Source organism: Parafrankia discariae (assembly GCF_000373365.1).
In the GTDB taxonomy this organism is placed as follows: Bacteria; Actinomycetota; Actinomycetes; order Frankiales; family Frankiaceae; genus Parafrankia; species Parafrankia discariae.
In genome coordinates this window covers 175,296-200,463 of the sequence record NZ_KB891241.1, presented here as the reverse complement: position 1 = coordinate 200,463, position 25,168 = coordinate 175,296, and the positions used below count along the sequence as shown (strand labels likewise).

The 25,168-nt window shown below is 72.6% G+C and carries 19 protein-coding genes and 1 pseudogene; 8 read left to right on the top strand and 12 right to left on the bottom strand.

Annotated features, from left to right (window positions below; all coding sequences use genetic code 11):
- Positions 1-334 precede the first annotated feature (334 nt).
- The gene (locus tag B056_RS0125270; protein ID WP_035752756.1) at positions 335-1,744 is read left to right on the top strand and encodes an amylo-alpha-1,6-glucosidase; all 1,410 of its coding nucleotides are present in this window, start codon (positions 335-337) and stop codon (positions 1,742-1,744) included.
- 167 nt (positions 1,745-1,911) lie between these two features.
- Here B056_RS0125270 and B056_RS0125265 read toward each other — a convergent pair whose 3' ends face one another.
- Positions 1,912-2,394 (bottom strand): GNAT family N-acetyltransferase, encoded by a 483-nt coding sequence (locus B056_RS0125265; protein ID WP_035752753.1) that lies wholly within the window; start codon positions 2,392-2,394, stop codon positions 1,912-1,914.
- A gap of 186 nt (positions 2,395-2,580) precedes the next feature.
- On the opposite strand from B056_RS0125265, the pseudogene B056_RS46185 reads away from it, so the two are divergent.
- Together B056_RS46185 and B056_RS40055 are read left to right on the top strand one after the other, a co-directional pair.
- Positions 2,581-2,691: pseudogene (locus tag B056_RS46185) on the top strand (HipA N-terminal domain-containing protein); the annotation flags it as partial.
- A gap of 84 nt (positions 2,692-2,775) precedes the next feature.
- The gene (locus B056_RS40055; protein WP_020572701.1) at positions 2,776-3,144 is read left to right on the top strand and encodes a HipA domain-containing protein; all 369 of its coding nucleotides are present in this window, start codon (positions 2,776-2,778) and stop codon (positions 3,142-3,144) included.
- A gap of 298 nt (positions 3,145-3,442) precedes the next feature.
- Here the strand turns inward: B056_RS40055 and B056_RS0125250 are convergent, their stop codons facing one another.
- From B056_RS0125250 to B056_RS44745, 3 genes are all read right to left on the bottom strand, one after another.
- Entirely contained in the window at positions 3,443-6,430 is a 2,988-nt protein-coding gene (locus B056_RS0125250) for a vitamin B12-dependent ribonucleotide reductase (RefSeq protein WP_018504642.1), read from the bottom strand.
- Positions 6,431-7,143: 713 nt separating this feature from the next.
- The gene (gene nrdR / locus B056_RS0125245) at positions 7,144-7,704 is read right to left on the bottom strand and encodes a transcriptional regulator NrdR (protein ID WP_018504641.1); all 561 of its coding nucleotides are present in this window, start codon (positions 7,702-7,704) and stop codon (positions 7,144-7,146) included.
- Between the two features lie 425 nt (positions 7,705-8,129).
- Positions 8,130-8,375, bottom strand: a complete 246-nt coding sequence (locus tag B056_RS44745; RefSeq protein ID WP_230203173.1) for a LysM peptidoglycan-binding domain-containing protein — start codon at positions 8,373-8,375, stop codon at positions 8,130-8,132.
- Between the two features lie 921 nt (positions 8,376-9,296).
- Here B056_RS44745 and lexA point away from each other — a divergent pair.
- On the top strand, positions 9,297-10,040 hold the full coding sequence (lexA, locus tag B056_RS0125235) for a transcriptional repressor LexA (RefSeq protein ID WP_018504639.1): 744 nt from the start codon (positions 9,297-9,299) through the stop codon (positions 10,038-10,040).
- A gap of 165 nt (positions 10,041-10,205) precedes the next feature.
- On the opposite strand, the gene hflX is transcribed toward lexA, so the two are convergent.
- The 6 genes from hflX to miaB form a co-directional block, all read right to left on the bottom strand.
- The gene (hflX, locus tag B056_RS0125230) at positions 10,206-11,717 is read right to left on the bottom strand and encodes a GTPase HflX (protein ID WP_026240128.1); all 1,512 of its coding nucleotides are present in this window, start codon (positions 11,715-11,717) and stop codon (positions 10,206-10,208) included.
- Between the two features lie 245 nt (positions 11,718-11,962).
- Positions 11,963-12,880 (bottom strand): diaminopimelate epimerase, encoded by a 918-nt coding sequence (dapF, locus tag B056_RS0125225; RefSeq protein ID WP_018504637.1) that lies wholly within the window; start codon positions 12,878-12,880, stop codon positions 11,963-11,965.
- A gap of 26 nt (positions 12,881-12,906) precedes the next feature.
- Positions 12,907-13,923, bottom strand: a complete 1,017-nt coding sequence (locus B056_RS0125220; protein ID WP_018504636.1) for an EAL domain-containing protein — start codon at positions 13,921-13,923, stop codon at positions 12,907-12,909.
- Between the two features lie 153 nt (positions 13,924-14,076).
- Positions 14,077-15,000 (bottom strand): tRNA (adenosine(37)-N6)-dimethylallyltransferase MiaA, encoded by a 924-nt coding sequence (gene miaA / locus B056_RS0125215; RefSeq protein ID WP_018504635.1) that lies wholly within the window; start codon positions 14,998-15,000, stop codon positions 14,077-14,079.
- Positions 14,997-15,842 (bottom strand): class III extradiol ring-cleavage dioxygenase family protein, encoded by an 846-nt coding sequence (locus tag B056_RS0125210; RefSeq protein ID WP_018504634.1) that lies wholly within the window; start codon positions 15,840-15,842, stop codon positions 14,997-14,999. Before B056_RS0125210 ends, miaA begins: the two co-directional genes overlap by 4 nt.
- Positions 15,839-17,368 (bottom strand): tRNA (N6-isopentenyl adenosine(37)-C2)-methylthiotransferase MiaB, encoded by a 1,530-nt coding sequence (gene miaB, locus B056_RS0125205; RefSeq protein ID WP_018504633.1) that lies wholly within the window; start codon positions 17,366-17,368, stop codon positions 15,839-15,841. Before miaB ends, B056_RS0125210 begins: the two co-directional genes overlap by 4 nt.
- Positions 17,369-17,896: 528 nt before the next feature.
- On the opposite strand from miaB, the gene B056_RS0125200 reads away from it, so the two are divergent.
- From B056_RS0125200 to B056_RS0125185, 4 genes are all read left to right on the top strand, one after another.
- Positions 17,897-18,631, top strand: coding sequence for an amino acid ABC transporter ATP-binding protein (locus B056_RS0125200; protein ID WP_018504632.1), 735 nt, complete (start codon positions 17,897-17,899; stop codon positions 18,629-18,631).
- Between the two features lie 255 nt (positions 18,632-18,886).
- Positions 18,887-19,867 carry a glutamate ABC transporter substrate-binding protein gene (locus B056_RS0125195; RefSeq protein ID WP_018504631.1) on the top strand — a complete coding sequence of 327 codons (981 nt, stop codon included), beginning with the start codon at positions 18,887-18,889 and terminating at the stop codon, positions 19,865-19,867.
- 150 nt (positions 19,868-20,017) lie between these two features.
- Complete coding sequence (locus B056_RS0125190; protein WP_051105733.1) at positions 20,018-20,668, top strand: amino acid ABC transporter permease; 651 nt, start codon at positions 20,018-20,020, stop codon at positions 20,666-20,668.
- A complete protein-coding gene (locus tag B056_RS0125185; RefSeq protein ID WP_018504629.1) occupies positions 20,665-21,537 on the top strand; it encodes an amino acid ABC transporter permease in 873 nt (290 codons plus the stop codon). The genes B056_RS0125190 and B056_RS0125185 overlap by 4 nt, the downstream gene beginning before the upstream one ends.
- A 75-nt stretch (positions 21,538-21,612) precedes the next feature.
- Here the strand turns inward: B056_RS0125185 and rny are convergent, their stop codons facing one another.
- The gene (rny, locus tag B056_RS45825; RefSeq protein WP_018504628.1) at positions 21,613-24,162 is read right to left on the bottom strand and encodes a ribonuclease Y; all 2,550 of its coding nucleotides are present in this window, start codon (positions 24,160-24,162) and stop codon (positions 21,613-21,615) included.
- 355 nt (positions 24,163-24,517) lie between these two features.
- Positions 24,518-25,132: a recombination regulator RecX gene (recX, locus tag B056_RS0125175; RefSeq protein WP_018504627.1), complete on the bottom strand. Its 615-nt coding sequence runs from the start codon at positions 25,130-25,132 to the stop codon at positions 24,518-24,520.
- Positions 25,133-25,168 lie beyond the last annotated feature (36 nt).

Sequence of the window (25,168 nt, the reverse complement as noted above, 5' to 3'; positions counted from 1 at the left end):
GACCGTGACCGTGCCCGACCCCGCCGCGGCCACCGTGTCCGGCGGCACGGCCGTCACGGCGCCACGGCAGACACCGGCGGACCATCCGGGCGCACCACCTTCCGTGGTGGGCACGGGCACCAACCGGCCACCCGCGGACCACGCGGCGACCGCTCCGCCGGTCGCCGCCGCCGCGCCCGCCGGCACCACCGACCTGATCGACGCCGTCGATGTGACCCCCACCACGGCGAACTCCAGCGGTCCCGGTACCCACACCAACGGGCCTGACGGGCCAGGCCGGCCCGGCGCGGTCTCCTCGCCGGCAGCGGAGATCCCGCGGCCGGCGAGCACCCCCCTGCCGGCGGACCTCCCCCTGCCGGCGGACATCCCGCTGCCGGCGGACATCGCCGCGGTGCGCGAGACCGCCGTCTCGGTGCTGCGCGCCAACGACCTGGGTGACATCACCCGGCCGTCCCCGACGCTCTACCCGCACCAGTGGCTGTGGGACAGCTGCTTCATCGCCATCGGCCTGCGCCACCTCGACCCGGCGCGCGCCGCGACCGAGCTGCTCTCGCTGCTGCGCGGCCAGTGGCCCGGCGGCATGATCCCGCACGTGATCTTCGCCGAGACGACCGACTACTACCACGCGGGTCCGCAGCGCTGGCGCTGCGACCGGGTCTGCACGACCGCCGGCGGGGTCCAGTCGACCGGGGTGACCCAGCCACCCATGATCGCCGAGGCGGCGGTCCGGGTGGGCCAGGCGATGAGCCGGGAGGACCGGGTCGACTTCTACCGGCGCCTGGCCCCGGGGCTGGTGCGCTTCCACGAGTGGCTCTACCGCGAGCGCGACCCCGACGACACCGGCCTGGTGGCACTGGTCCACTCCTGGGAGTCCGGGATGGACAACACCCCCACCTGGATGGAGATGACGAAGCCGGTCGCCCCGCGGTCGGTACGCGCGCTGCGCCGGATCAACGGTGACGACGCGCTCGACGCCCTGCGCCGCGACTCCAAGGAGGTGCCGCCGGACGAGCGGCTGACCTCGGCGGACCTGTTCACGCTCTACCGGATCGTCCGCGAGCTGCGCCGCAGCCGGTATGACTTCCGGACGATCCGCTCCACCTTCGTCCCGCTCGTGCAGGACGTGGCCTTCAACGCGATCCTGGCCCGGGCCAACGAGCATCTCGAGGCGATCGCGGCCGAGGCCGGGGTGCGCATCCCGCGCTGGCTGTCCCGATCGATGCGCCGGACCCGCTCGGCGCTGAACGAGCTGTGCTCGGACGGTGTCTACTACAGCCGGAACTTCCGCACCGGTGAGCTGCTGGAATACCACACCATCGCCGGCTTCCTCCCGCTGTACGCGGGTGTCGTGCCGGAATCCCAGGTGGACGGCATGGTCGACGCCCTCATGTCACCGCGGTACTGGGCCCGGTACGGCATCGCCAGCGTGCCGACCGACGACCCCGCCTTCCTGCCACGCTGCTACTGGCAGGGCCCCGTGTGGGTGAACATGAACTGGCTGATCGCGGACGGGCTGGACCGCTACGGCCGGACCGAGGCCGCCGCCGCGATCCGCCGCAACACCCTCGACGTCATCATGTCGTCGGGATCGATGTTCGAGTACTACTCACCACTCGACGGTTCCGGCGCCGGCAGCAACCGCTTCTCCTGGACGGCCGCCCTGCTGGTGGACATGCTCGACAACGGCGCCCGCCCGACCCCCCGCGCCCAGGCGACCATCCCCACCACCCGCACCCCCGCCTGACGGCCGCTCCCCGGGTCCCGGGCCCCGGGTGGGCTCGCCTCCGGGCCGGACGGAGGCCCCGAAGCGAAAGCGAGTTGCGTCAGCCCCTCTATTCGCCGGTCAGGCAACTCGCATCGCGCTCCCACCCCGCCGGACCGCCCAAAGCGGGCACCACACACCGTGGTCGATCAATCCTTGGGGAACGGGCTGTACGAGTCGTCGGCCAGCAACCGCCGGAAGATCGCCATGGGTCGCCCTGGGCCGTTGTAGTCCGGGAGGGGACCGTCAACGGCGAACCCAAGGCGGCGGTGGAACGCGATGGAGTCGATGTTACCCGGCCCGGTGATCGCGTGGACCTCTCGGCAGCCCACCGCCCGCGCGCGGTGAAAGAAGTCCTCGTAGAGGTGGCGGGCCAGACCGAAACCGCGCTGGTCGGGCCGCACGCCGACGAAGTGGATGTAGGCGACGTGAGGCCGGGACGGCGAGGGGAAGGCAACGAGGAAGGCCGCCAGGCCGTGATCATCCTCGATGACCCGACTTGAAGCACAGAAGTGATCAAGGAAAAGTCGTGGGAGCGCGGCGCCGATGGACCGGCCCCACCAGTCGTCCGCGACCGCCGCGATGGCGTCGTAGTCGTCCGGCCGAGCGACCCGCACCGCAAAGGCGTTCACCCGCCCAGGATCCCCGATGTGGCCGGTCTGGCGGAGGAACGTGACGGGACAACACACCGTCGATTGGTCATCTGTACCCGGCGCCTGCCAATGCCGGCGACGCCTCAACCAAACTGCCGGGTCACGACTTCGATGTCGACGTCACGAGGACCGACTTCGACATAGTAGTGCCGACAGAACTTCTTCCGCGAACTGCTGCCCGAGGCCCGGACGCTCTCCCGTCTCGCGCAGCAGGCCAACGTCTCCGAACCGGACGTCATCGGCCTGCTTCGCCGGTACGGCCGTCACGTCGCCGGAGCCCTACGGATCTGGGACCCGGACGTCCCTGGCGAGCCCAGGCAGCCTGCGCTCGAGCCGATTTCCGCCTCCGGGGTGGCGGACATGCTCACCCATGTCCAGCGCGACCCGCTCGGAAACAGGCCTGCCACGGGCAAGACCTCCCTGGCCGGCGTCCAGGGCAAGATCGTGCTGGCGCAGACCGGCGAGGGCTGGAACAGGGTCGTCGACGGCTGGCCGTCGACCCACATCCTCAAACCACGGTCGCGGGACTACCCGACAACGATCTACGACGAGGAGTTCGGGGCACGCGTCGCGCGGGCCACCGGGCTCACCTCCCACTCCACGTGGGTCGAGGAGTTCGAGGGCGCGCCAGCCGTGACGATCGAACGCTACGACCGATCGCCCGACGCCCCGCAGGGCCGCATCCACCAGGGGGTTGGACGGGTCGATGACGCTCGGCCCCGCCTGTGACCTCGTGCCCAGTCACACCTGCCCGTCGACGGCGAGGTCGCCCTCGTCGGGGCGGCAGAGCTCGCTGAGGAAACCCTGACCACAGTGCTCAGTCTGGTGAGAACCCAGGCTCCCCGTCCGCAGGCTCACCCCGGGCTCGCCCAGGACATCGCCCGGCTCACTGCCAACCTGCTCGCGGGGCGCGCGATCGGCGACGAGTGACCGCGCGGACCGCCGGGCGGCCGGCGGGTGAAGCCGTGGGGCCGGTGGGTGACCACCGGCCCCACGGCAGGCGCACCTGACGCGGTACCGCTCGTTGTCAGCTGCAGCCGCTGGTGGAGCCGCACTGCTCGCAGACGTAGCAGCTCCCGGCCGGGCGCATGTTCACGCCGCAGGTGAAGCACAGCGGCGCGTCGACCACCGTCTGCGCGGTCAGCGAACCGCCCGGCATGGCCAGCCGTAGCTCCTGCGCGACCAGCTCCGGCCCGCCGCCCACACCCGGCCCGGCTCCCGCCGACCCGGCCGACCCGGCCGACCCCGCACCGGCGCTGGCCGCCGGGACCGAGGCGCCCTCGACCGGGGCGGACGCCCGCAGCGACTCGATGTCGATCTCCGGCTCGGCCGCCGCGACCGGGCCGCCGCCGGTCTGCTCGGACAGCCGCCGTGTCCGCTCCGAGGCGGACAGGATGCCCAGCTCGGCGCGCTGCTCCTCGGTCAGGTAGTCCAGCGCCAGCCGACGGAACAGATAGTCCATGATCGACTGGGCGATCCGTACGTCCGGGTCGTCGGTCATGCCGGCCGGTTCGAACCGCATGTTGATGAACTTGCTGGTGTAGGCCTCCAGCGGCACGCCGTACTGCAACGCGATGGAGATCGCGATCGAGAACGCGTCCATCACGCCGGCGAGCGTGGAGCCCTGCTTGGACATCTTGATGAAGACCTCGCCGAGGCCGTCGTCCGGGTAGGAGCCGGCGGTCATGTACCCCTCGGCGCCACCGACGCTGAACGAGACGGTCTGCGACGGGCGCGTCTTCGGCAGCCGGCGGCGTACGGGCCGGTGCTCACCGGGGTCGGCCGCGGGCTGCACCACGGGCTGCGTCGCCACGGCGGACTGCGCCGCGACCGCGGCCGCCCCGGCGGCGGCCCGGGCGGCCACGTCGGAGGCCACCTCGGCCGCCGCGTCGGCGTCCCGCTTCGCGCCCTTCACGTCCGTCAACGGCTGACCGACCTTGCAGTTGTCCCGGTAGATCGCGAGGGCCTTGAGGCCGAGCCGCCAGCCCTCGAGGTAGATCTCCTCGACTTCGGCGACGGTGGCCGTCGCCGGCATGTTCACCGTCTTGGAGATGGCACCGGAGAGGAACGGCTGGACGGCGGCCATCATCCGGACGTGGCCCATCGGGCTGATCGCGCGGTCCCCGATGGCGCAGTCGAAGACCTCGTAGTGCTCGGTGCGCAGGCCGGGGGCGTCGACCACGTGGCCGTGCTCGGCGATGTACTCGACGATCGCCTCGATCGTCTCCTCTGCGTAGCCCAGCGCGCGCAGCGCCGCCGGCACCGTCTGGTTCACGATCTTCATACTGGCCCCGCCGACCAGCTTCTTCATCTTCACCAGGGCCAGGTCCGGCTCGATCCCGGTGGTGTCACAGTCCATCGCCAGGCCGATCGTGCCGGTCGGGGCCAGCAGGCTGACCTGCGCGTTGCGCCAGCCGTGCTTCTCCCCCACCGACAGCGCCCGCTCCCACTCCTTGGAAGCCGCGGTGATCAGGCGTGCCTCCTCGGCGTGCACGGTGCGGACGGCGTCGTTCGCCGCCGAGTGCTTGCGCACGACCCGCCGGTGGGCGTCGGCGTTGCGGGCGAAGCCGTCGTAGGCGCCGACGGTGCCGGCGAGCTCCGCCGAGCGGCGGTAGGCGGTGGCGGTCATCAGCGAGGTGATCGCGGCGGCGAGCGCCCGGCCCCCGTCCGAGTCGTACGCGCGGGCGCTGGCCATGAGCAGCGCGCCCAGGTTCGCGTACCCGATGCCGAGCTGTCGGTACGCCCGGGTCACCTTGGTGATCTCCGGGGTCGGGAAGTCCGCGAAGCAGATCGAGATGTCCATCGCCGTGATGATCAGCTCGACGGACGCGACGAACGTCTCGGTGTCGAAGGTGCGGTCCGGCCGCAGGAACTTCATCAGGTTCAGCGAGGCCAGGTTGCAGCTCGAGTTGTCCAGGTGGACGTACTCCGAGCACGGGTTCGACGCGGAGATCCGGCCGGACTCCGGGCAGGTGTGCCAGTCGTTGATCGTGCCGTCGTACTGGATGCCCGGGTCGGCGCACGCCCAGGCGGCCTGGGAGATCGTGCGGAACAGCCCGCGGGCGTCCACCGACTCGATCACCCGGTTGTCGAGACGGGCCCGCAGGTCGAAGGACGTCCCGTCGACCACGGCGCGCATGAACTCGTCGTTGACCCGCACGGAGTTGTTGGCGTTCTGGTACTGCACCGAGGCGATGTCCCGCCCGCCGAGGTCCATGTCGAACCCGGCGTCGCGCAGCGCGCGGATCTTGTCCTCCTCGCGCGCCTTCGTCTCGACGAACTCGACGACGTCGGGGTGGTCGACGTCGAGGACGACCATCTTCGCCGCCCGTCGGGTCGCCCCGCCCGACTTGATGGTGCCCGCCGAGGCGTCCGCGCCGCGCATGAAGCTGACCGGGCCGGAGGCGGTGCCGCCGGAGGAGAGGAGCTCCTTCGAGGACCGGATCCGGGAGAGGTTGAGGCCGGCGCCGGAGCCGCCCTTGAAGATCAGGCCCTCCTCCCGGTACCAGTTGAGGATCGACTCCATGGTGTCGTCCACCGCGAGGATGAAGCACGCCGACACCTGCTGCGGCGCGGCCGTCCCGACGTTGAACCAGACCGGGGAGTTGAAGCTGAAGACCTGGTGCAGCAGCATCCAGGTCAGCTCGTGCTCGAAGGCCTCGGCGTCGGCCTCCGACGCGAAGTAGCCGTGCTCACGGCCGGCCGCGCCGTAGCGGTGCACCACCCGGTCGATGAGCTGGCGCAGTGACGACTCCCGCTCGGGCGAGCCGAGCGCGCCGCGGAAGTACTTGCTGGCGACGATGTTGGAGGCGTTGACCGACCAGGCGGTCGGGAACTCCACCCCACGCTGCTCGAAGTTGATCGATCCGTCCCGCCAGTTCGTCATGACGACGTCCCGGGACTCCCACTCCACCTCGTCGTAGGGGTGGACTCCGGGCGTGGTGCGAACCCGCCGGATCTTCAGCCCGGCCACCTTCGCGGCCGATCTGTTCCCCTTGCCGCGGGTCTCGGTCATAGCGCTCCTCGTGTTCGCGTTCGACGGGTTCAAACAGCGGCCACCGGGCTTACGTGCCCGGAGCAGGCCTGGTCAGGCATGGTCCGGGCCAGATCCGGCCCGGCGCCGGCAGTGCAGGGTGGGATGGCCGGACCAGCTGTTCCGCTGATCGGCCGGGTGCGTGTGGTCTGAGACGGTGTGTATGGCTTGAGGCCGTGCCGGACCTGGCCGGGCCCTGACAGGCACAGCGGGCACCGCGGCGTACCCGGGGGCCGGTCCGGCTGGTGGCGCTCGATGCCCGTGGCCGCGCCGGACGGGATCGGGTCGGGGGCGGGCGGGGGCACTGGTGGTCGGGTCCGAACATCAGGTGCGAAGGTGCTGGCCGCGGCGCGTGCGCCGATGCCTGTAATACGTGCGCCGTGGGCGGCTCCCGTGACCTCAGGCAGTACACGGACCACCGCCGCCCGAAACCGTCACGACTCCGGGACCGGTGGGGCTCCGAGGCGGGTGGGGCTCCGGTTCCGCACCGACACGGCTCCAGGCCGGTTCCGTTCCAGGCCGGTACACGGGCCTGGAGGCTCACCGGAGCGCGCCGCGGGCCTTTCTCGCGACCGGCCCCCGTGATGCCGGAGTCGGCAGGCGGCCCACCGGCCCGGGTTCGTGGGGCCGGCGCGAATCGGGCTGGATGACTGGTGGGACGCCCGGATCCCGGTTCCGGGACCTCGGGCCGGCCGTCAGGGGCCGGCCGCCGCCCGTGGGCCCGTGGTCACCGGAACGACGACGGCTGAGGCCCGGGTGGCCGCCGACACCGCGGTCGGCTTCCCGGCGGCGGGCGGCTCGCCGCTGCCAGCCGACTCGGCGCGCAGGGCCGCGATCGCCGCCTCGAAGTCGCCGAGCGACTCGAACGCCAGATAGACGGAGGCGAAGCGGAGATAGGCCACCTCGTCCAGCTCCCGGAGGGGGCCGAGGATCGCTCGGCCGACATCCTCGGCGGCCACCTCCGCGGAACCCGAGGAGCGCACCGTCTCCTCGACCCGCTCCGCCAGCAGCGCCAGATCGTCCGACCGGACGGGGCGGCCCTGGCACGCCTTGCGCACTCCCACGATCACCTTCGCGCGGCTGAAGGGCTCGGTGGCCCCGCTGCGCTTACGGACCCGCAAGGAGGCCTCCTCCATGGTCGTGAACCGACGGCCACAGGCCGGACACGACCGCCGGCGCCGGATCGCGGCGCCTTCCTCGGCCTCCCTGCTGTCGACGACACGGCTGTCGGGATGCCGGCAGAAAGGGCACCGCATGGTCCGCTCCCCTCAACCCCGGGCAGGCTGGCCCTGCCGCCCGCGGGGTGCGTCCGACTGGGTTCCGTCACTTCGACCGACGGCCCTGTGGACAGACGGTCAAGGCTCTGTGGATTACCTGTGCAACAACCTGTGGATGACTTGCGGTGCTGCAACTACAAGATGTTGTGTCCACCGTAGCGCACACCACCGACAGATCCGACACCGGCCCCTCCGGCGCGTGTGGTCCTCGGGTGTGTTTTCGCCAGCCCGCGCCGACGCCACGACAGGCCGTGACACCGGCCCGACACACCCTCGGCGGCGACAGCCGGACGTGCCCCCGGCAGGGGCCATCCGCGACATCTGGCACGCCGAGCGCACCGGGCACGCCGAACCGCCGCGCTGTCGAGCCCTCGGGGCCCAGGGGCCGCGGCAGGGGAGCCGGGTCAGGGCAGCCGGAGCTCCTGACCGGGCATGAGCGTCACCGTGTCGAGGCCGTTCAGGGTCATGAGCCCGCGGACGGTGTCGCGGGCGTCCGCCTCGGGGGCGACGTCGTGGGCGATCTCCCAGAGCGTCTCCCCGGACCGGACGACGTGCGTCCGGTAGCTCACCGGGACGCCGGTGAACGCCTGTGACGTGGTCACCAGCGCCAGAGAGAAGACCAGGCCGAGCAGGGTGCTCGCCAGCGCCACCACGACGATCCGGCCGCGCCTGGTCAGCCGCAGCGGCGGCCGGGCGCCCGGCCTCCCCCGCCGGCCGGCCCGCGACCCGGGTCGCGGACGGGGCCGCGGACGAGGCGGACGAGGTTGTGGGCGAGGTCGCGGGCCGGGGGCCGGCTCGGCCGGGGCCAACCCGACGGCGGCCACACGCCACCACATCCCGGGCATCTCTATGACGCTGGCCCCGCGTCCTCCGGCCCCCTCGGACCTCGACTCACCGCGCCGCCCGGACTCGCCAGGCGGGGCCGTGGCGACGGGAGCCGCCACCGGCAGACCACACCGGGCGCCACGAGAGCGGACCGGGTGCCCTACCGGCACGCGACCCACACCGCGCACCGCCACCCCCCGCACCCCGCGACCACGAACGGCGACTCCGCCCACCGCGGCCCCGCGCACACCGCGCGCTCCGCGCACGCCCCGCGCACCCGTCGCCACCCGCGGACCCTGCCGCGCCGCGCAGCCGCGGGACACCGGGTGACCCCGTCGAACCGACGCATTCCCACCGGCCGCACCGCCACCGTCGGTCATGCCAACCTCCCAGGCACGAACACTTGTTCGATCGAACGCCTGAGCGATTCTTGCACGGCCGCCACGCACACTTCCCCCGACACGCTCGAACAGACGTTTGAGATTCGGCGATCGGCCGACTACCGTCAAGGACGATCAGTTGTGGACGATCGTGCGAGATCGACCGCGAGATGGACCGCGAGATGGACCGAGCACGAAGGACCCCACCAAACCGATCAGCCGAACCGATAAAAAGTTACTAATCGGACAAAGCATTGGAACGACCGGGTGGGTGTTGGCGGAGCCGGGCCGTCGACCACCCGGTCCGCGGCAGCCGCCGGTGGCATCATCCACCAGGCGGAAGCATCGACAGGAGAGCGGTAGGCGATGACCAGCCAGGAACGGGGTACCCGCCGAGGTGACACCCGTGGCAACGTGCGGGACTTCCCCGACAGCCCCGCGGACGCCTCGGGCCTGACGCAACGGCAGAAGAAGGTACTCGAGGTCATCCGGTCCGCGGTGGAGCGGCGCGGATACCCGCCGAGCGTCCGGGAGATCGGCGAGGCCGTCGGCCTGACCAGCACCAGCAGCGTGGCGCACCAGCTCAAGGTGCTGCAGGAGAAGGGGTTCCTCCGGCGCGACCCGAACCGGCCGCGGGCGATGGAGGTGCTTCCGATCGGCGGGGCGAAGACCGGCGGGCGCTCCCGCGCGGGTGCCGCGGCGGCACCCGCCGGGGCCACGGCGCTGGAGGCCGGCACGCCGACCTACGTCCCGCTGGTGGGGCGGATCGCGGCCGGCGGGCCGATCCTCGCCGAGCAGGCGATCGAGGACATCTACCCGCTGCCGAAGGAGATCGTCGGCGAGGGCACCCTGTTCCTGCTCAGGGTGGTCGGCCAGTCGATGATCAACGCCGCCATCTGTGACGGTGACTTCGTCGTCGTCCGGCAGCAGCCGGTGGCCGACAACGGCGAGATCGTCGCGGCGATGATCGACGGAGAGGCCACGGTCAAGCGGTTCCGGCAGCGGGACGGCCGGGTGTGGCTGGCGCCGGAGAACCCCACCTTCTCGGACATCCCGGCCGAGGACGCGACCATCCTCGGCCGGATCGTGGCGGTGATGCGCCGGGTCTGATCCCGGCGCGCGGCCGGCCGGGCAGGGCGTGACAGGCACCGGTCAGACGTCGGACGTCTGACCGGTGCGGTGTTCAGGCCGGGCGGCGGTGTTCAGCCGGCTGGTCCAGCCACCAGCCGCCCAGCGAGGCTGGCTGGCAGGGCCGGGCGGCTGTCAGGGCCGGTGTCAGGCGCGGAACGGCTCCAGCTCGGCCGCCAGGCCCACCGGCACACGTGCGGCGACCTCGGTGCCCCTGCCGGTGTGCTCGACCCGGAGCACCTCGCCGATCTGGTGGATGCGGGAGACGAGATCGCCCCTGGTGTAGGGGACCAGCAGCGACATCTCGACCTCCGGGTGCGGTATCCGCGCCGAGAGCGCGTCCACCAGCTCCTGCAGCCCCGCCCCGGACCGGGCCGAGACGAAGACGGCGTCCGGCACCGCCTGGCGCAGGACGGCGAGCGTGGTCGGGTCGACCGCGTCCGTCTTGTTGACCACGATGAGCTCGGGGACCCCGGCCGCGTCGATCTCGGCGAGCACCTCGCGCACGGCCGAGATCTGCCCCATCGGGTCCGGGGCCGAGCCGTCGACGACGTGCAGGACGAGGTCGGCGTCCACCACCTCCTCGAGCGTCGAGCGGAACGCCTCGACGATCTGGTGCGGCAGGTGGCGCACGAAGCCGACCGTGTCGGCCAGGGTGAACACCCGGCCGTCGGGCAGCGTGGCCCGGCGCACCGTCGGGTCGAGGGTCGCGAACAGCGCGTCCTCGACCAGGACACCCGCCCCGGTCAGCCGGTTGAGCAGCGACGACTTCCCGGCGTTGGTGTAGCCGGCGATCGCGACGGCGGGAACGGCGCCGCGGCGGCGCGACGACCGCTTCGTCGCCCGGACGGTGGCCATCCCGGTGAGCTCACGGCGCAGCCTGGTGATGCGCGCGCGCAGCCGCCGACGGTCGGTCTCGATCTTCGTCTCACCGGGGCCGCGGGTACCGATCGGTGCCCGGCCGCCGCTGGCGGCCTGCCGGGACATCGACTCACCCCAGCCACGCAGCCGCGGCAGCATGTACTGCAGCTGGGCGAGCTCGACCTGCGCCTTGCCCTCGCGCGAGGTCGCGTGCTGGGCGAAGATGTCGAGGATCAGCGCCGTCCGGTCGATCACCTTGACCTTGACGACCTCCTCGAGCTGGCGCAGCTGGCCGGGGGTCAGCTCGCCGTCGCAGATCACCGTGTCCGCGCCGGTCGCCAGCACGATCTCGGCCAGCTCCTTGGCCTTGCCGGAGCCGACGAAGGTCGCCGCGTCGGGCCGGTCCCGGCGCTGCACGAGCGCGTCGAGCACCACCGACCCGGCGGTGGTCGCGAGCGCGGCCAGCTCCGCCATGGACGCCTCGGCCTCGACCTGCGAGCCCGACGTCCACACCCCGATCAGAACGACCTGTTCCAGGCGGAGCTGGCGGTACTCGACCTCGGTGACGTCCTCGAGCTCGGTGGTGAGGCCCGGGACGCGGCGCAGCGCGCCACGGTCCGCCAGGTCGAGCCCGTCGCCCTCCTCGTCGAAGAACGAGAACCCGTCGGTCTCGGCCAGGGCGAGCGCGGTGACGTCACGACCCTCGTGACCCTCGTGGTCGTCGTGACCGTCGCTTCCGTCGGAACGCAGTTTCAGATGCCGGGTGGACGCCACAGCGGCGTCAGCGCGAAGACTCATACCATCCGTTCTCAACGCGGCACGGTGACCGCGTCATTCCAGTCCGCCCCGGCCGGGACGGCACTGCCTCGCCCCGCCGGCCGGGCGAACCCGGCCGACGGAACACCGTCGCCCTCAGCGTGACACGGCGTACCCACGATCGCGAGCCCTTTACCAGGCGGCGCCCGCCACGGGCGACATCGGCGGATCCGCACCGGACACCCGGCGGTCCACACCCGACCCCGCCCGGCCGCTCCCGGCCCCGCTCAGCCGGCGCCGACAGCGCTCGGACGCCGCTCGCCGCCGGGAGCCACCGGGACGGGACCACCCGCCGCGCGCAGCCAGTCGGGACGAAGGACACCGTCCGACACCAGCACGGCCGGGCCACTGAGCAGGACGGTCGACTCCCGCCAGCCGACGGTCAACCGCCCGCCGGGCAGATCGACCGCGACCCGCGCGGGCGGCCCGACGTCGTTGCGGGTCGCCCAGGCCACGGCGACGGCACAGGCGCCGGTGCCGCAGGACGCGGTCTCACCGACGCCCCGCTCGAAGACCCGCATGGCGACCCCGTCCGGGGCCGGTACGACCACCTCGACGTTCACGCCCTCGGGGAAGGCGGCGGCCGGGTAGGCCGGGGCGCGCAGGTCGAGACGCGCCAGGCCGGCCGGGTCGAGGTCGTCGGCGAAGCAGACCGCGTGCGGATTCCCCATCGAAACCGGTACGGCGGCGAACTCCCGCCCGGCGACCGTGACCGGCACCGGGCCGGCGGCGAGCTCGGGCGGCCCCATCTCGACGGTGACGTCGCCGTCCGCCGGCACCTCGACCGCCCGCAGGCCGGCCCGGGTGGCGATGACGAGACGGCCGGGCGCGGCGTAGCCGGCGTCGACGAGATAACGGGCGAACACCCGGATCCCGTTGCCGCACATCTCGGCGATCGACCCGTCGGCGTTCCGGTAGTCCATGAACCAGCGGGCCGCCGCGCGCTCACCGCCGCCGGCGGTGAGCGCGGCGGCACCAGCGGGCTCGGCGGCGGTCAGCACGACCCGCAGCACGCCGTCAGCACCGATGCCGGTGCCCCGGTGGCACAGCGCCCGCACCAGCGCGGGGCTGAGGTCGAGCTCGCCGTCGGCATCCGGCAGGATGACGAAGTCGTTGCCCGTTCCGTGTCCCTTGACGAAGCGCACGCCGCGATCGTACGGCCGGGGCCCACTCACCCCGCGGCACCCGCCCAGGATCTGTCCCCTCGCCCGGAACCACCCGGATGCCCGGTGGGCCGGCCCGGCCGGGTGGCGACACGCGGGTGGCCGGAGGGACCCGAAGGAGCCGGAGGAGCCGCCGGTTCACGACGCGGACCGGGTTCGCTCGCCGGCCGGAAGCCGGTCTCGGCGCGAGGCTCGGCCCGGGTCTCGGCGGACGGCTTGTACCACCTGTCCGGCCGGCCCCGGCCGAGCGCGATCATCCGGGCGTCCTCCACCGGCACCGGCGGGCAGAACAGCGGCCCGGACACCCGGTCGCAGTCCAACCGGCCGACCCGGTCCGCCAGCCCCGCGGTGTCGACGTCCTCGGCGACGACGACCATGCGCCGGCGGTGCGCCACCCCCACCAGGGAGGCGAAGGCCGCCTCGCCCTCCAGGTCGCGGATCGTCGCCCGCAGGAACCGACCGTCGATCCGCACCAGGTCCAGTGGGAGCACGTCCAGAGTGGACAACGAGCCGTACCACGTCCCGAACGCGTCGACGCCCACCGCGACGCCGAGATCCCGCAGCCGCGTCAGCAGCCGGGGCAGCGCGGGTGGCGCGAACGCCAGTGTGTCCTCGGTGAACTGCAGGCCGACGGCGCCCGGCGGCAGCGACCGACCCAGCACCAGTCGCTCCACCTCGGCGAGGAACTCGGGGCGGGCAAGGTGGCGGCCGTCGATGCGCACCCACAGCCGCGGGGGGCGGACCGAGGTGCCCGCGGCCATCCGATGCCAGGTGCGGGCCTCGGTCACCGCCATCCGCAGCACCCACTGGTGCACCTGGCCGACCAGTCCGGCGGCCTCGGCGACACGCATGAAGTCCGCCGGGCCGAGCAGGCCGAACTCGGCGTGCGCCCAGCGGGGCCGCGCCTGCATCCCCGGAACGGACCCGTTACGCAGGTCGACGTCCGGCTGGTAGTGCAGGCGCAGCGAACCGTCGTCGAACGAGGCGTACAGCGCGGGAACCAGGGCAAGGTCGAGCGCGGTCACGTCGGACTCTCCAGACGCCGGGATGGGCCGGCACCCGGGCCGACGGGTCAGGCGGAGCTCCCGCGGCGCTGGGCCGGCCACACGTCAGAGCGAACCCGCTGTCAGAGTGAACTCACTGTCAGAGCCAACCCACTGTCAGAGTGAACTCACTGTTCAGCGCGAACCCACCAGACGTCGTACCTCGGCGAGCGCCGCGGCGACGTCTGGAAATTCCAGCCAGGATATCCGCGGATCACGCCGGAACCAGGACCTTTGCCGACGGGCGAAGCGCCTGGTGGCCGTTGTTGTGGCCTGTTTGGCCGTGTCCATGGAGTCCATTGCGCCGTCGAGAACGGCCAGGATCTGCGCGTACCCGAGGGCCCGCGAGGCGGTCCGCCCGTCGCGCAGCCCGGCCCGCGCGAGCGCCACGACCTCGTCGACGAAGCCCGCGCGCCACATCAGCTCCACCCGCTCGGCGAGCCTCAGGTCCAGGTCCGGGCGGTCCAGACCGAGCTGGACGACGTCATATACCGCTTGATATTCGGGCAAAGTTGCCTCGAAGGTACCGGTGAGTTCGACGACCTCGAGGGCCCGCACGATCCGCCGCCCGTTGCCGGGCAGGATCGCCGCCGCGGCGGTCGGCGCCAGCCCGGTCAGGCGCTCGTGCAGCGGCCCCGGCCCGACCTCGGCGAGCTCGCGTTCGAGCCGGGCCCGGACGGCCGGGTCGGTACCGGGAAATGACAGATTGTCCAGGACCGCCCGCACGTACAGGCCGGATCCGCCGACGAGGATCGGCACCCGGCCGGCGGCGAGCAGGCCGTCGACGACCCGCCGGGCGTCGGTCTGGTAGCTGGCGACGTCCGCGGTGCGGGTGATCTCCCAGACGTCCAGCAGGTGGTGGGGCACGCCGCGGCGCTCGACCAGCGGGATCTTCGCCGTGCCGATGTCCATCCCCCGGTAGAGCTGCATCGAGTCGGCGTTGACGATCTCTCCGTCGAGCTCGCGGGCGATCTCGACCGCCAGATCGCTCTTGCCGACGCCGGTCGGGCCGACGACGGCGATGACCGGCCCGGCCCGGCCGTCGCGGGCTGCGGTCACCGGCCGCTCCGCGCGGTGGCACGCCCCTCCCGCCCGTCGGCGTGGCTTCCCGCCGCGCGGTTTTCCTCGGCGCGGTTTTCCTCGGCGTGCTTTTCCACAGCGTGGTCGCCGTCCACCCGCTCCCACCCGGCGACCAGGTAGCCGACCCCGAACGGGGCGTCGTCGTAGCGGAGCAGGCTCGTCCAGGACCGGGCCGGGTCCCCCGGCGTCGCGCGGCGCACCGCGCCGGCGAGGACCTGCCAGGACGCGCGGCCCGGCACGAGCAGGTCGGCCGCGAGCGCGGGATCCAGGGCGAGCAGCGCGGCGACGTCCAGTGTGGCGAGCGCGGCGGAGACCGCGGCGTCGTACGCGGCGGCCCGCGGGTCCAGGCTGCCGGGGGCCTTCACCGTCCGCCGGGCACTGCCGTCACCCATGATCAGCAAGGCGAGCCGGAATCCGTCCGCCGCCGCGGCGGCGACGAGGTCGGCGCCGAGCGCGGCGGCGGCCGCCGGCCGGGTCGTCGCCGGCACGCCGCGGGCCGAGCACCGCCCGGTCCAGCCCGCCTCGCGCAGCAGCCAGGCACCGATGGTGAGCGACAGCGGGAGCACAGCCGGACCCACGCCGGACGTCCCGAGCGGGAAGCTCAGACCCACCCCGAACCCGGCCAGCGTGCCGACGGCCGATCCGTCGTAGCTGGCGTCCGAGGCGTCGTCGCCGACGACCACGATGTGGTCGGGCGCCAGGGCGCACAGCCGGGCGACGGCCGCGCGGGCATGATCCCGGACCTCGATCGGGTCGACCCCGGCGACCTGCGGAACGAGCAGCGGCGGATGCGGGCAGACGGCCGCGGCGACCAGGGTCACCGCGCGGCGGGGGCGCTCGGGCGCAGCTGCGGCATCCCCAGGGAGACCGCGGGACCGCCCGGACGCCCGGTGTCGCCGGCACCGGTGTCACCGGCACCAGTGCCGGCGGGCCCGGTGTCACCGGCGATGGCGCGGCCGGCGGCCCAGGCGTCGCCGGCGCGGGTGCGGCGGTGGGCGAGCAGCGGGCCGTCCGCCGTCAGGTGGTGCGGCGCGCCCCTGGTCACCACGGTCTCGACGACATCGCCCGGCCGGACGAGCCCGTCCTGCGCGTGCGGCCCGGTCACCAGCAGGTGGACGAGGCGGCCGTCGCGGGCGCGGCCGGAGAGCCGGCCGGTGGCGGAGTCCTTGCGGCCCTCCCCCTCGGCCACGACGATCTCGACCCGACGCCCGACCTGCGCCCGGTTCTCCGCCCACGACATCTCGTCCTGCAGGCTCGCGAGCCGCCCGTAGCGCTCGGAGACCACGGCGGGATCGACCGCGCCGTCCATCTCGGCCGCGGGCGTGCCGGGACGGGGGGAGTACTTGAAGGTGAACGCCCCGGCGAAACGCGCGGTGCGGACGACGTCCAGGGTGTCGGCGAAGTCGGCCTCGGTCTCCCCCGGGAACCCGACGATGATGTCGGTGCTGATCGCGGCGTCCGGCATGGCCGCGCGGACCCGCTCGACGATGCCGAGGAAACGCTCCCGGCGGTAGCTGCGCCGCATCCGGCGCAGCACCGCGTCCGACCCCGACTGCAGCGGCATGTGCAGCTGTGGGCAGACGTTCGGCGTCTGCGCCATGGCCTCGATGACGTCATCGGTGAAGTCGCGGGGATGCGGCGAGGTGAAACGGACCCGTTCCAGCCCGTCGACCCGCCCGCACGCGCGCAGCAGCTTCGCGAACGCCCCCGGGTCGCCCAGTGAGCGCCCGTAGGAGTTCACGTTCTGGCCGAGCAGCGTTATCTCCAGCGCGCCCTCGGCGACCAGCGCCTCCACCTCGGCCAGGACGTCGCCGGGGCGCCGGTCGCGCTCGCCGCCGCGCAGGCTCGGCACGATGCAGAAGGTGCAGGTGTTGTCGCAGCCCACACTGATGCTGACCCACGCCGAGTGATGGCTGGCCCGGCGGGCCGGCAGGCTACTCGGGAAGACCTCGAGCGCCTCGGCGATCTCCACCTGGGCGGCGGAGTTGTGCCGGGCCCGTTCGAGCAGCACCGGCAGCCGGTGGATGTTGTGGGTGCCGAACACGACGTCGACCCAGGGCGCGCGGTCCAGGATCACCGACCGGTCCTTCTGCGCCAGACAGCCACCCACCGCGATCTGCATCGCCGGGTTGCTCTTCTTCGCCGGGTACAGATGACCGAGGTTTCCGTACAACCGGTTGTCGGCGTTCTCCCGGACGGCGCAGGTGTTGAACACGACGACGTCGGCGTCGGACCCCTCCGGGGCCGGAACGTAGCCGGCGGACTCGAGGAGGCCGGCCAGCCGTTCGGAGTCGTGCACGTTCATCTGACAGCCGAAGGTCCGGACCTGGTAGCTACGGCCACTCACCCGCCCAGCCTACGGCCCGCGTCCGGACACCGTTCGACACGCCGGGACCGACCCCTGCGAACCGTGCCATCGGCCGACGAGACGACAGGGCGACAGGGCGACAGGGCGACAGGGCGACAGGGCGACAGGGCGACAGGGCAGGCTGGCGCCTGTCGCACGTCCGCGGCGCATCGACGCTTCGCCCCGGAACGTGCCGGGTGCGTCAGGACCGCCACCGGGCGTGCCGCACCCGTGGTACATCCTGTTCCCGACAGGTAAAACCACCGAGCGGACACCGCCAGCGCGGATGATCGGGGCGTAGCATTCGAAAATGTTCACGACCATGATGCGATGGCCGGAACCCGTTCAGGCCCGTCCGTCCCGCGATTCCGGTCGGTCGTGCACTCCAGGTCGGTCACGCGCTTCCGGTCAGCCGTGCTCCTCAGGCCGTCCACTCGCCGCCGCCTATCCAGGTGCCGTGATTTCCGGCGTCTCCGTCGCGGCCGCATCCGCCCGCCTCCCGTCGACCACAAGAGCCGGGAGGGCCGCATGCCACTGGTGACCTTGGAAGGTGTCAGTAAGTCGTTCGGGAAGAACCGTGTCCTGAACGACATCAACCTGGCGGTCGACGCCGGTGAGGTCGTGTGCGTCATCGGCCCCTCCGGCTCGGGAAAGTCCACGCTGTGCCGGTGCGTCAACCGCCTGGAGACCATCGACGAGGGCCGCATCACGTTCGACGGCCACCCACTGCCCGCCGAGGGCCGGGAGCTGGCCCGCATGCGCGCCCAGGTCGGCATGGTGTTCCAGTCGTTCAACCTGTTCGCGCACCGCACGATCCTGGACAACATCACGCTCGGCCCGCGCAGGGTGAACGGTGTCCGGCGCGCCGAGGCCGAGGAGAAGGCCCGGGCGCTGTTGGAGCGCGTCGGCATCGCGGACAAGGCCGACCGGCTCCCACGCCAGCTCTCCGGCGGCCAGCAGCAGCGGGCGGCCATCGCCCGGGCGCTGGCGATGGAGCCGAAGCTGATGCTCTTCGACGAGCCGACCTCGGCGCTCGACCCGGAGATGATCCAGGAGGTTCTGGACGTCATGCGGTCGCTGGCGGCGTCCGGTATGACGATGATCGTGGTGACGCACGAGATGGGGTTCGCCCGCTCGGCGGCCGACCGCGTGGTGTTCATGGCCGACGGCCGACTGCTCGAGGTGGCCCCACCGAAGACCTTTTTCGCCGCGCCGGCGAGTGAGCGCGCCGCCGACTTCCTGGCAAAGGTCCTCACTCATTGACCCGGTGGGATCCGACCCGGTGGGATCCGCCCGACGCGACCCGACCCGACGGAAACGGGCTCGTCGCCGGGGTCTGGCGTGATCCGGAGCCGACCCGGCCGGTTCGTGATCGGATTCGGCGGCCTGTCGCGGAGCCGATACTCGCCGGCCACATCCGCTGGAATCGTGGGACCGAACACCCCTACGGCGATGCGGTCGGTAGCCGCGGAAAGCGCTATCTGAATCCCGACGTCACACTTCTGGAAAGGATCGCCCATGCGCATGTCGCTTACCCGTAGCAAACGGCGAACGGCCCCCACGGACGCCATCGACACAACCGAGTCCACCACCCGCGCGGCCGCGGGTTCCCGCCCGCGGCGGCCGTTGCGCGGCGCGGCTCTGCTACTGGCCGCGGCACTGGCCGGCTCGCTCGCGCTGGCCGCCTGCGGCGACGACGACAGCTCCGACGAGCCGGCCGCCGCCACCGCCACCACGTTCCCGGCGGGGAGCACGATGGCCAAGCTCCAGGCGGCGGGCACGATCACCGTCGGCACGAAGTTCGACCAGCCGCTGTTCGGCCTGAAGAACCTGCGCGGCGAGCCGGAGGGCTTCGACGTCGAGATCGCCAAGATCATCACCGACGCGCTGGGTATCCCCGCGGACAAGGTCAAGTTCGTCGAGACGGTCTCGGCCAACCGTGAGCCGTTCATCGAGCAGCACCGCGTTGACCTGGTGGTGGCCACCTACACCATCAACGACAAGCGCAAGCAGGTCGTCGACTTCGCCGGCCCGTACTACGTGGCCGGTCAGACGCTTATGGTGCGGGCCGGGGAGACCGCCATCACCGGGAAGGACACGCTCGCGGGCAAGAAGGTCTGCTCGGTGAGCGGCTCCACCCCGGCCGAGCGCATCCGCACGGAGGCGCCGGACGCCGAGCTGACCCTGTTCGACGTCTACAGCAAGTGCGCCGAGGCGCTCAAGGCCGGCCAGGTGGACGCGGTCACCACCGACAACGCGATCCTGCTCGGCCTGATGAACTCCGACCCGGGCGCCTTCAAGCTGGTCGGCGAGCCGTTCAGCACGGAGCCCTACGGCATCGGCCTCGCCAAGGGCGACGACCAGTTCCGCGCGTTCATCAACGACACGCTCACGGCGGCGTACACCGACGGTCGGTACGAGGCCGCCTACAAGGACACGATCGGCAAGGTCGAGCCGGACATGCCCACGCCTCCCGTGGTGGACCGCTACACCTCCTGATCTCCCGCGTCTCCTGCTCCTCAGACTGATCATCAGAGCCCGGCACGCCGGGCGCTGACGCTGGGCGCCCGGCCTCCCACCGAGACCGCGTGGCTGGCCGGGTGCCCGGAGCAACGATCCGAACATCGAGCTGACTACGGGTGGTCGCACATCGACGCCGTCCTCGACAACCTCGACATCTTCCGCGAGGGGTTCATCCAGACGCTTCGGCTGAGCCTGTTCGCAGCCGTGGCCGCGCTGATCCTCGGGACCGCCCTCGCGGCCATGCGGGTCAGCCCGGTCCCGCCGCTGCGCTGGGCGGGGACGGCCTACGTGGAGACCGTCCGCAACACGCCGCTGACCATCGTGTTCTTCTTCGTGGTCTTCGTACTGCCGCAGGTCGACATCGTCTTCAGCTACTTCACGTTCGCCGTCATGGCGCTGACGATCTACCACACCGCGCTGGTCTGCGAGGCCGTGCGCTCCGGGGTGAACGGCGTCGACGCGGGCCAGGCGGAGGCCGCGCGGGCCCTGGGCCTGACCTTCTCGCAGACGCTGCGGCTCGTCGTGCTGCCACAGGCGTTCCGCAACGTGGTCCAGCCGCTGGGCAGCGTCGGCAGCGCGCTGATCCGCAACACCTCCATCGCCGCCGCGTTCGGCGTCCAGGAGCTGACCGGGATCAGTCAGCGGCTGACCACCGCGAACCCCGGTGACGTCATCGCCGTCCTGCTCGCCGGCATCGTCTGCTACCTGGTGCTGACGCTGTCCCTGGCCTGGGCGGTCGGCCTCACCGAACGACGGCTGACGAGGACCCCGCGATGAGCATCGTGCTGTCGGATCCCCCCGGCCCGCGGGGCCGGCGCCGCATTCTGATCGCGAGCGTGGTGGCGGTCGCCGCGGTGGCGGCACTCGTCGTCCTCGCCGTGCTCCGCCTGTCGGACAAGGGCCAGCTCGACGGCGAGGTGTGGAGCGTCTTCTTCGACGAGCCCGACCTGCGGACGCTGCTGTGGGAGGGCCTGCTCGACACGCTGCGCGCCGCCGCGACCGGCATGGTGCTCGCCGTCGCGGTGGGAACCACGCTCGCGTTCGCCCGCCAGTCGGACCGCCGGCTGGTCAGCGTCCCGGCCGCGGCGGTCGTGGAGATGCTGCGCGGCCTGCCGCTGCTGATGCTGATCTTCTTCGCCTACCTGGGCCTGCCGCAGCTCGGCGTCAACCTCTCGGCGTTCTGGGCGCTCGTGATCGGCCTGACCGCCTACAACGGAGCCGTGCTCAGCGAGATCTTCCGCGCGGGCATCCAGTCCATCGACAAGGGCCAGACGGAGGCCGCGGCGGCGCTCGGCCTGCGCGGCACCCAGATCTTCACTCTGATCCAGTTCCCGCAGGCCGTGCGCCGGATGAGCCCGACGCTGGTCAGCCAGCTCGTCACGCTGCTGAAGGACACCTCGCTGGGCTTCGTCATCGGGTACACCGAGCTGCTGCGGCAGGGCCGGTCCGCGGTCGAGTTCCTGGGCGGCCGCTACGCCCTGCCCGTGTACACCGTGCTGGCCGTCATGTACATCATCGTGAACCTGTCGCTGTCGCTGACCGCGCGTTGGCTGGAGCGGCGCCAGGCCCACCGCCTCGGCAGCTCCGCGCCCATCCTGCTGGACGCCGCCGACGCCGCCGGCCCCGTCGCGGCCAGCCGGAGCTGACCCGGGCCGGCCGACCGCCCGACGCCCGATGCCCAATGCCGATGCCCGACCAACCCACCGCCGCGACGGCGGTGGCTAGCGTGCCATGCCGACGGCGCGGGTCTCGCGGACCACGGTGACCCGGATCTGGCCCGGGTAGGTGAGCTCGTCCTCGATCTGCTTGGCGACGTCCCGGGCGAGCAGGTGGGCGGCCACGTCGTCGACCAGCTCGGGCACGACCATCACCCGCACCTCCCGGCCGGCCTGCATGGCGAAGACCTTCTCCACCCCGGGACGCTCGGCGGCGATCTGCTCGATGCGCTCCAGGCGCTTGACGTAGGACTCGAGGCTGTCCCGACGCGCCCCGGGACGCCCGCCGGAGATCTGGTCCGCGGCCTGGGTCAGCACCGCCCCGATGGAGCGCGGCTCGACCTCGTTGTGATGCGCCTCGATGGCGTGGACGACGTCCTCGTGCTCGCCGTAGCGGCGGGCGATCTCCGCGCCGACGATCGCGTGCGAGCCTTCCACCTCATGTGTCAACGCCTTGCCGAGATCGTGCAGGAGCGTGCCGCGCTTCGCGATCGCCGGGGGCAGCCGCAGCTCGGCCGCCATGATCCCGGCCAGGTGGGCGCTCTCGACGAGGTGCGCGAGCACGTTCTGCCCGTAGCTGGTGCGGTAGCGGAGCCGGCCCAACAAATTGATCAGCTCGGGATGCATCTCGGCGATGCCGACGTCGATCAGAGCGTCCTCGCCGGCGCGCACGCACTTCGCGGCGACCTCACGCTCGGCCCGGGCGTACTCCTCCTCGATCCGGTGCGGGTGGATGCGACCGTCCGACACCAGCGCCGCCAGCGTGATCCGCCCCATCTCCCGCCGCACGGGATCGAAGCAGCTCAGCAGCACCGCCTCCGGGGTGTCGTCGATGAGCACGTTGACGCCGGTCACGGACTCGAAGGCGCGGATGTTACGGCCCTCGCGCCCGATGATGCGGCCCTTCATCTCGTCGCTGGGCAGGTGCAGCACCGACACCACGGACTCGGCGGTCTGGTCCGAGGCGACCCGCTGGATGGCCAGGGTGACGATCCGGCGCGCCCGGTCCTCGGCCTCCTCCTCCGCCCGGGCCTCGATGTCACGCACCCGGACGGCGGCGTCCAACCTGGCCTGGTCCTCGACCACCTTGACCAGCTCGGTCCGGGCCTCCGTCGAGGTCAGGCCCGCCACCCGCTCCAGCTCGCGCCGCCGGGCCTCCTCCAGCTCGCCGAGATCCGACTCACGGCTGTCCAGACCGGCCTCGCGGACGGCCATCTCGGTCTCCCGGGTCTCCAGCCGGCGCAGCCGCTCCTCCACGCCGGTGGCCTGGTCGGCGACCCGCTGCTCGCGCTGGGTGAGCCGGCTGTCCCAACCACGCAGCTCGGTCCGCTGGGTGCGCAGGTCCTCGTCGAGCTCGGCGCGGATCTGCTCGCGCTCCGCGTGGATCACCTCGCGGGCGGCCGCCTCCGCCCGCGACGCCCGCAGCTCCGCGTCCGCGACCGCCCGTTCCCTGATCGCCGCGGCGGCCTCCTCTGCGTGCCGGCGGATCTGCTCGGCCTCCCGCCGCACCCGCGCCGTCTGCTCCACGGCGTCCTGCTCGGCCCGGCGCCGGATCCGCTCGGCCTCCTCCTCGACGTCGCGTGCCTCCCGGCGGAGGTCCGCGACCATCGTCGAGATCCGCGCGAGCTCGACCCGGGCGGCACCGACCGCGGCACCGCCGATCAAACCGGGATCAGCACCGGCGATCGCCGGCTCCGGCCGCACATCGTCGGCACCGGTTCCGGTGGTTCCGGCGTCAGCCGTCACATCTCGGACGGTCCCGGCTTCGATAGTCCCGCCGCCCGTCGTCCCGGGCGCGGAAATCGCCGACGTGATCTCGGACTCGGGCGTTTCGATCGCAGTGGCCGCGTGGGCGGCGGGGCCGTCGGTGCCCGGGGTCGTTCCCTTCCGAACCGGTGAGGTCGAGCCCGGTTCCGCGGACGGACCGGATGTCGCCGGTGGGGTCGGTACCTTCGCCCCGGTCACCGTCACGGTCGCGGAAGGCGTCGCTGTCACGGTCGGCGTCGGCGTCGGGTCCGCGCCGGCCAGTTCGCCGGACCCGGTGCCGGAACCCACGGCCGCGGGTCTCCCCGACTCGGAAGTCCCGGAAGCACCGTGCTCGAAACCGCTCAGCTCGGAACCGCTCAGCTCGGAGCCAGCCAGCTCGGCACCAGTACCGGCCAGCTCAGCGCCGGCCGCGGCGGAGCCCTCGGGCCCGGACGCGACCGGCCCGGGTGTGCCCGGGGCCGGGCTGCTCGATCCGGGATCCGCGGGACCTGTCGCGGCCGGAGAGTCGACGGTCGGCTCCGGAACGGCCTCCGAAGCCGGCACGGCCGGCTCCGGCCCGCTGTGTGGGACCGGGGAAGCCAACGGGCTCGGCGCGAGTGGCCTCGGGTCTCCCCCAGGGCCGCCGTCCGGTGACGACTCGCCGTCGCGGGAGGACCGAACCTCGGTGAGATCGTCGACGCGGGCTCTCACGCCCAGCCCACCGGCCCGTACCAGGCGCAGCAGAACCAGTGTCAGACCGCTGACGGCGAGGAGAAGCAGGACGAGAAGCGTGATGAGGGCGGCACCCACGGTTGCTCCTCCCGCCTCCGTCTGCACCTGTCAGGACAGGCGTGAGCGGCGCGGGACCGGACCAGGCACTGGACGAGCACATGCATCGACGGATCCCTGAAAAACAGGCCGTGAGCAGCACGCACGGGTAGAAAGCCGTGGCCGTGCCGGCACGCGACGCCCGAGTTCCGCAGGAACGCTCGCCCTGATGTGAAGTTGTGCCAGCTATCTGGACCGCATACGCGCGGTAGTCCTCGCACCTTTGTGGAAGGGTAGATCTGCCGCTTTCATGCGGTCAAGAAAAACATCAGCGAGCCCCGGGGGCCTCGGACCAGAACCGCCACCCTTTCGGCGGCGCGGCGGCCCCGGGCCCAGATCAGACGCTCCGATGCTGGTCCAGGCTGTGCGCGTCGCCGTCCGCGTCGTCGTCCGCGTCCGGTACCGCGGCCGTGACCACCCGGCGCGCGAGCTCGAGATCGTAGCCCTTCCGAGCGAGCAACGCGATGAGGCGACGGACCCGCACCGGGGCGGGCAGGCCGTCCATCGCGCGCAGGCGGCGGGCGACCAGGGCGCGAGCGGTCTCCTCCTCGTCCTCGGCGCCCACTGCCGCCAGGGCGGTCTCCGAGGCCTCGGGCGCGACACCGCGCCGCCGCAGCTCGGTCGCCAGGGCCCGGCGGCCCAGACCCCGACCCGCCCGAGCCGAGGAGACGAACGCGGCCGCGAACGCCTCGTCGTCGATCAGGCCGACCTCCACCAGACGGTCGAGCACCTGCTCTGCCACATCGTCCGCGACGCCGCGCCGCCGCAGCACGGTGGCGAGCTCGGCCCGGCTGCGAGGCCGCGCCGCGAGCTGACTCAGGCAGATCTCCCGCGCGACGGCGACAGCATCATCGCCCGCGGCCCCCGCGGCGGCCGTGGATCGAGCCGCCCGCGCCTGCCGGGCCGGCGACGCACCCGCGCCGCCAGGCCCGGTGGACTCCTCACCCGCCACGGGCCAGCCCGTCGTGGTCCCCCATGGCTCAGCCGC

Bases quoted from the DNA above. Each gene is read 5' to 3' on its own strand.
- hflX (WP_026240128.1), bottom strand. From the start codon at position 11,717: ATGAGTCTTCGCGCTGACGCCGCTGTGGCGTCCACCCGGCATCTGAAA.
- B056_RS0125200 (WP_018504632.1), top strand. From the start codon at position 17,897: ATGCCACTGGTGACCTTGGAAGGTGTCAGTAAGTCGTTCGGGAAGAAC.
- B056_RS40055 (WP_020572701.1), top strand. From the start codon at position 2,776: ATGCTCACCCATGTCCAGCGCGACCCGCTCGGAAACAGGCCTGCCACG.
- B056_RS0125185 (WP_018504629.1), top strand. From the start codon at position 20,665: ATGAGCATCGTGCTGTCGGATCCCCCCGGCCCGCGGGGCCGGCGCCGC.
- lexA (WP_018504639.1), top strand. From the start codon at position 9,297: ATGACCAGCCAGGAACGGGGTACCCGCCGAGGTGACACCCGTGGCAAC.
- B056_RS0125195 (WP_018504631.1), top strand. From the start codon at position 18,887: ATGCGCATGTCGCTTACCCGTAGCAAACGGCGAACGGCCCCCACGGAC.
- B056_RS0125250 (WP_018504642.1), bottom strand. From the start codon at position 6,430: ATGACCGAGACCCGCGGCAAGGGGAACAGATCGGCCGCGAAGGTGGCC.
- nrdR (WP_018504641.1), bottom strand. From the start codon at position 7,704: ATGCGGTGCCCTTTCTGCCGGCATCCCGACAGCCGTGTCGTCGACAGC.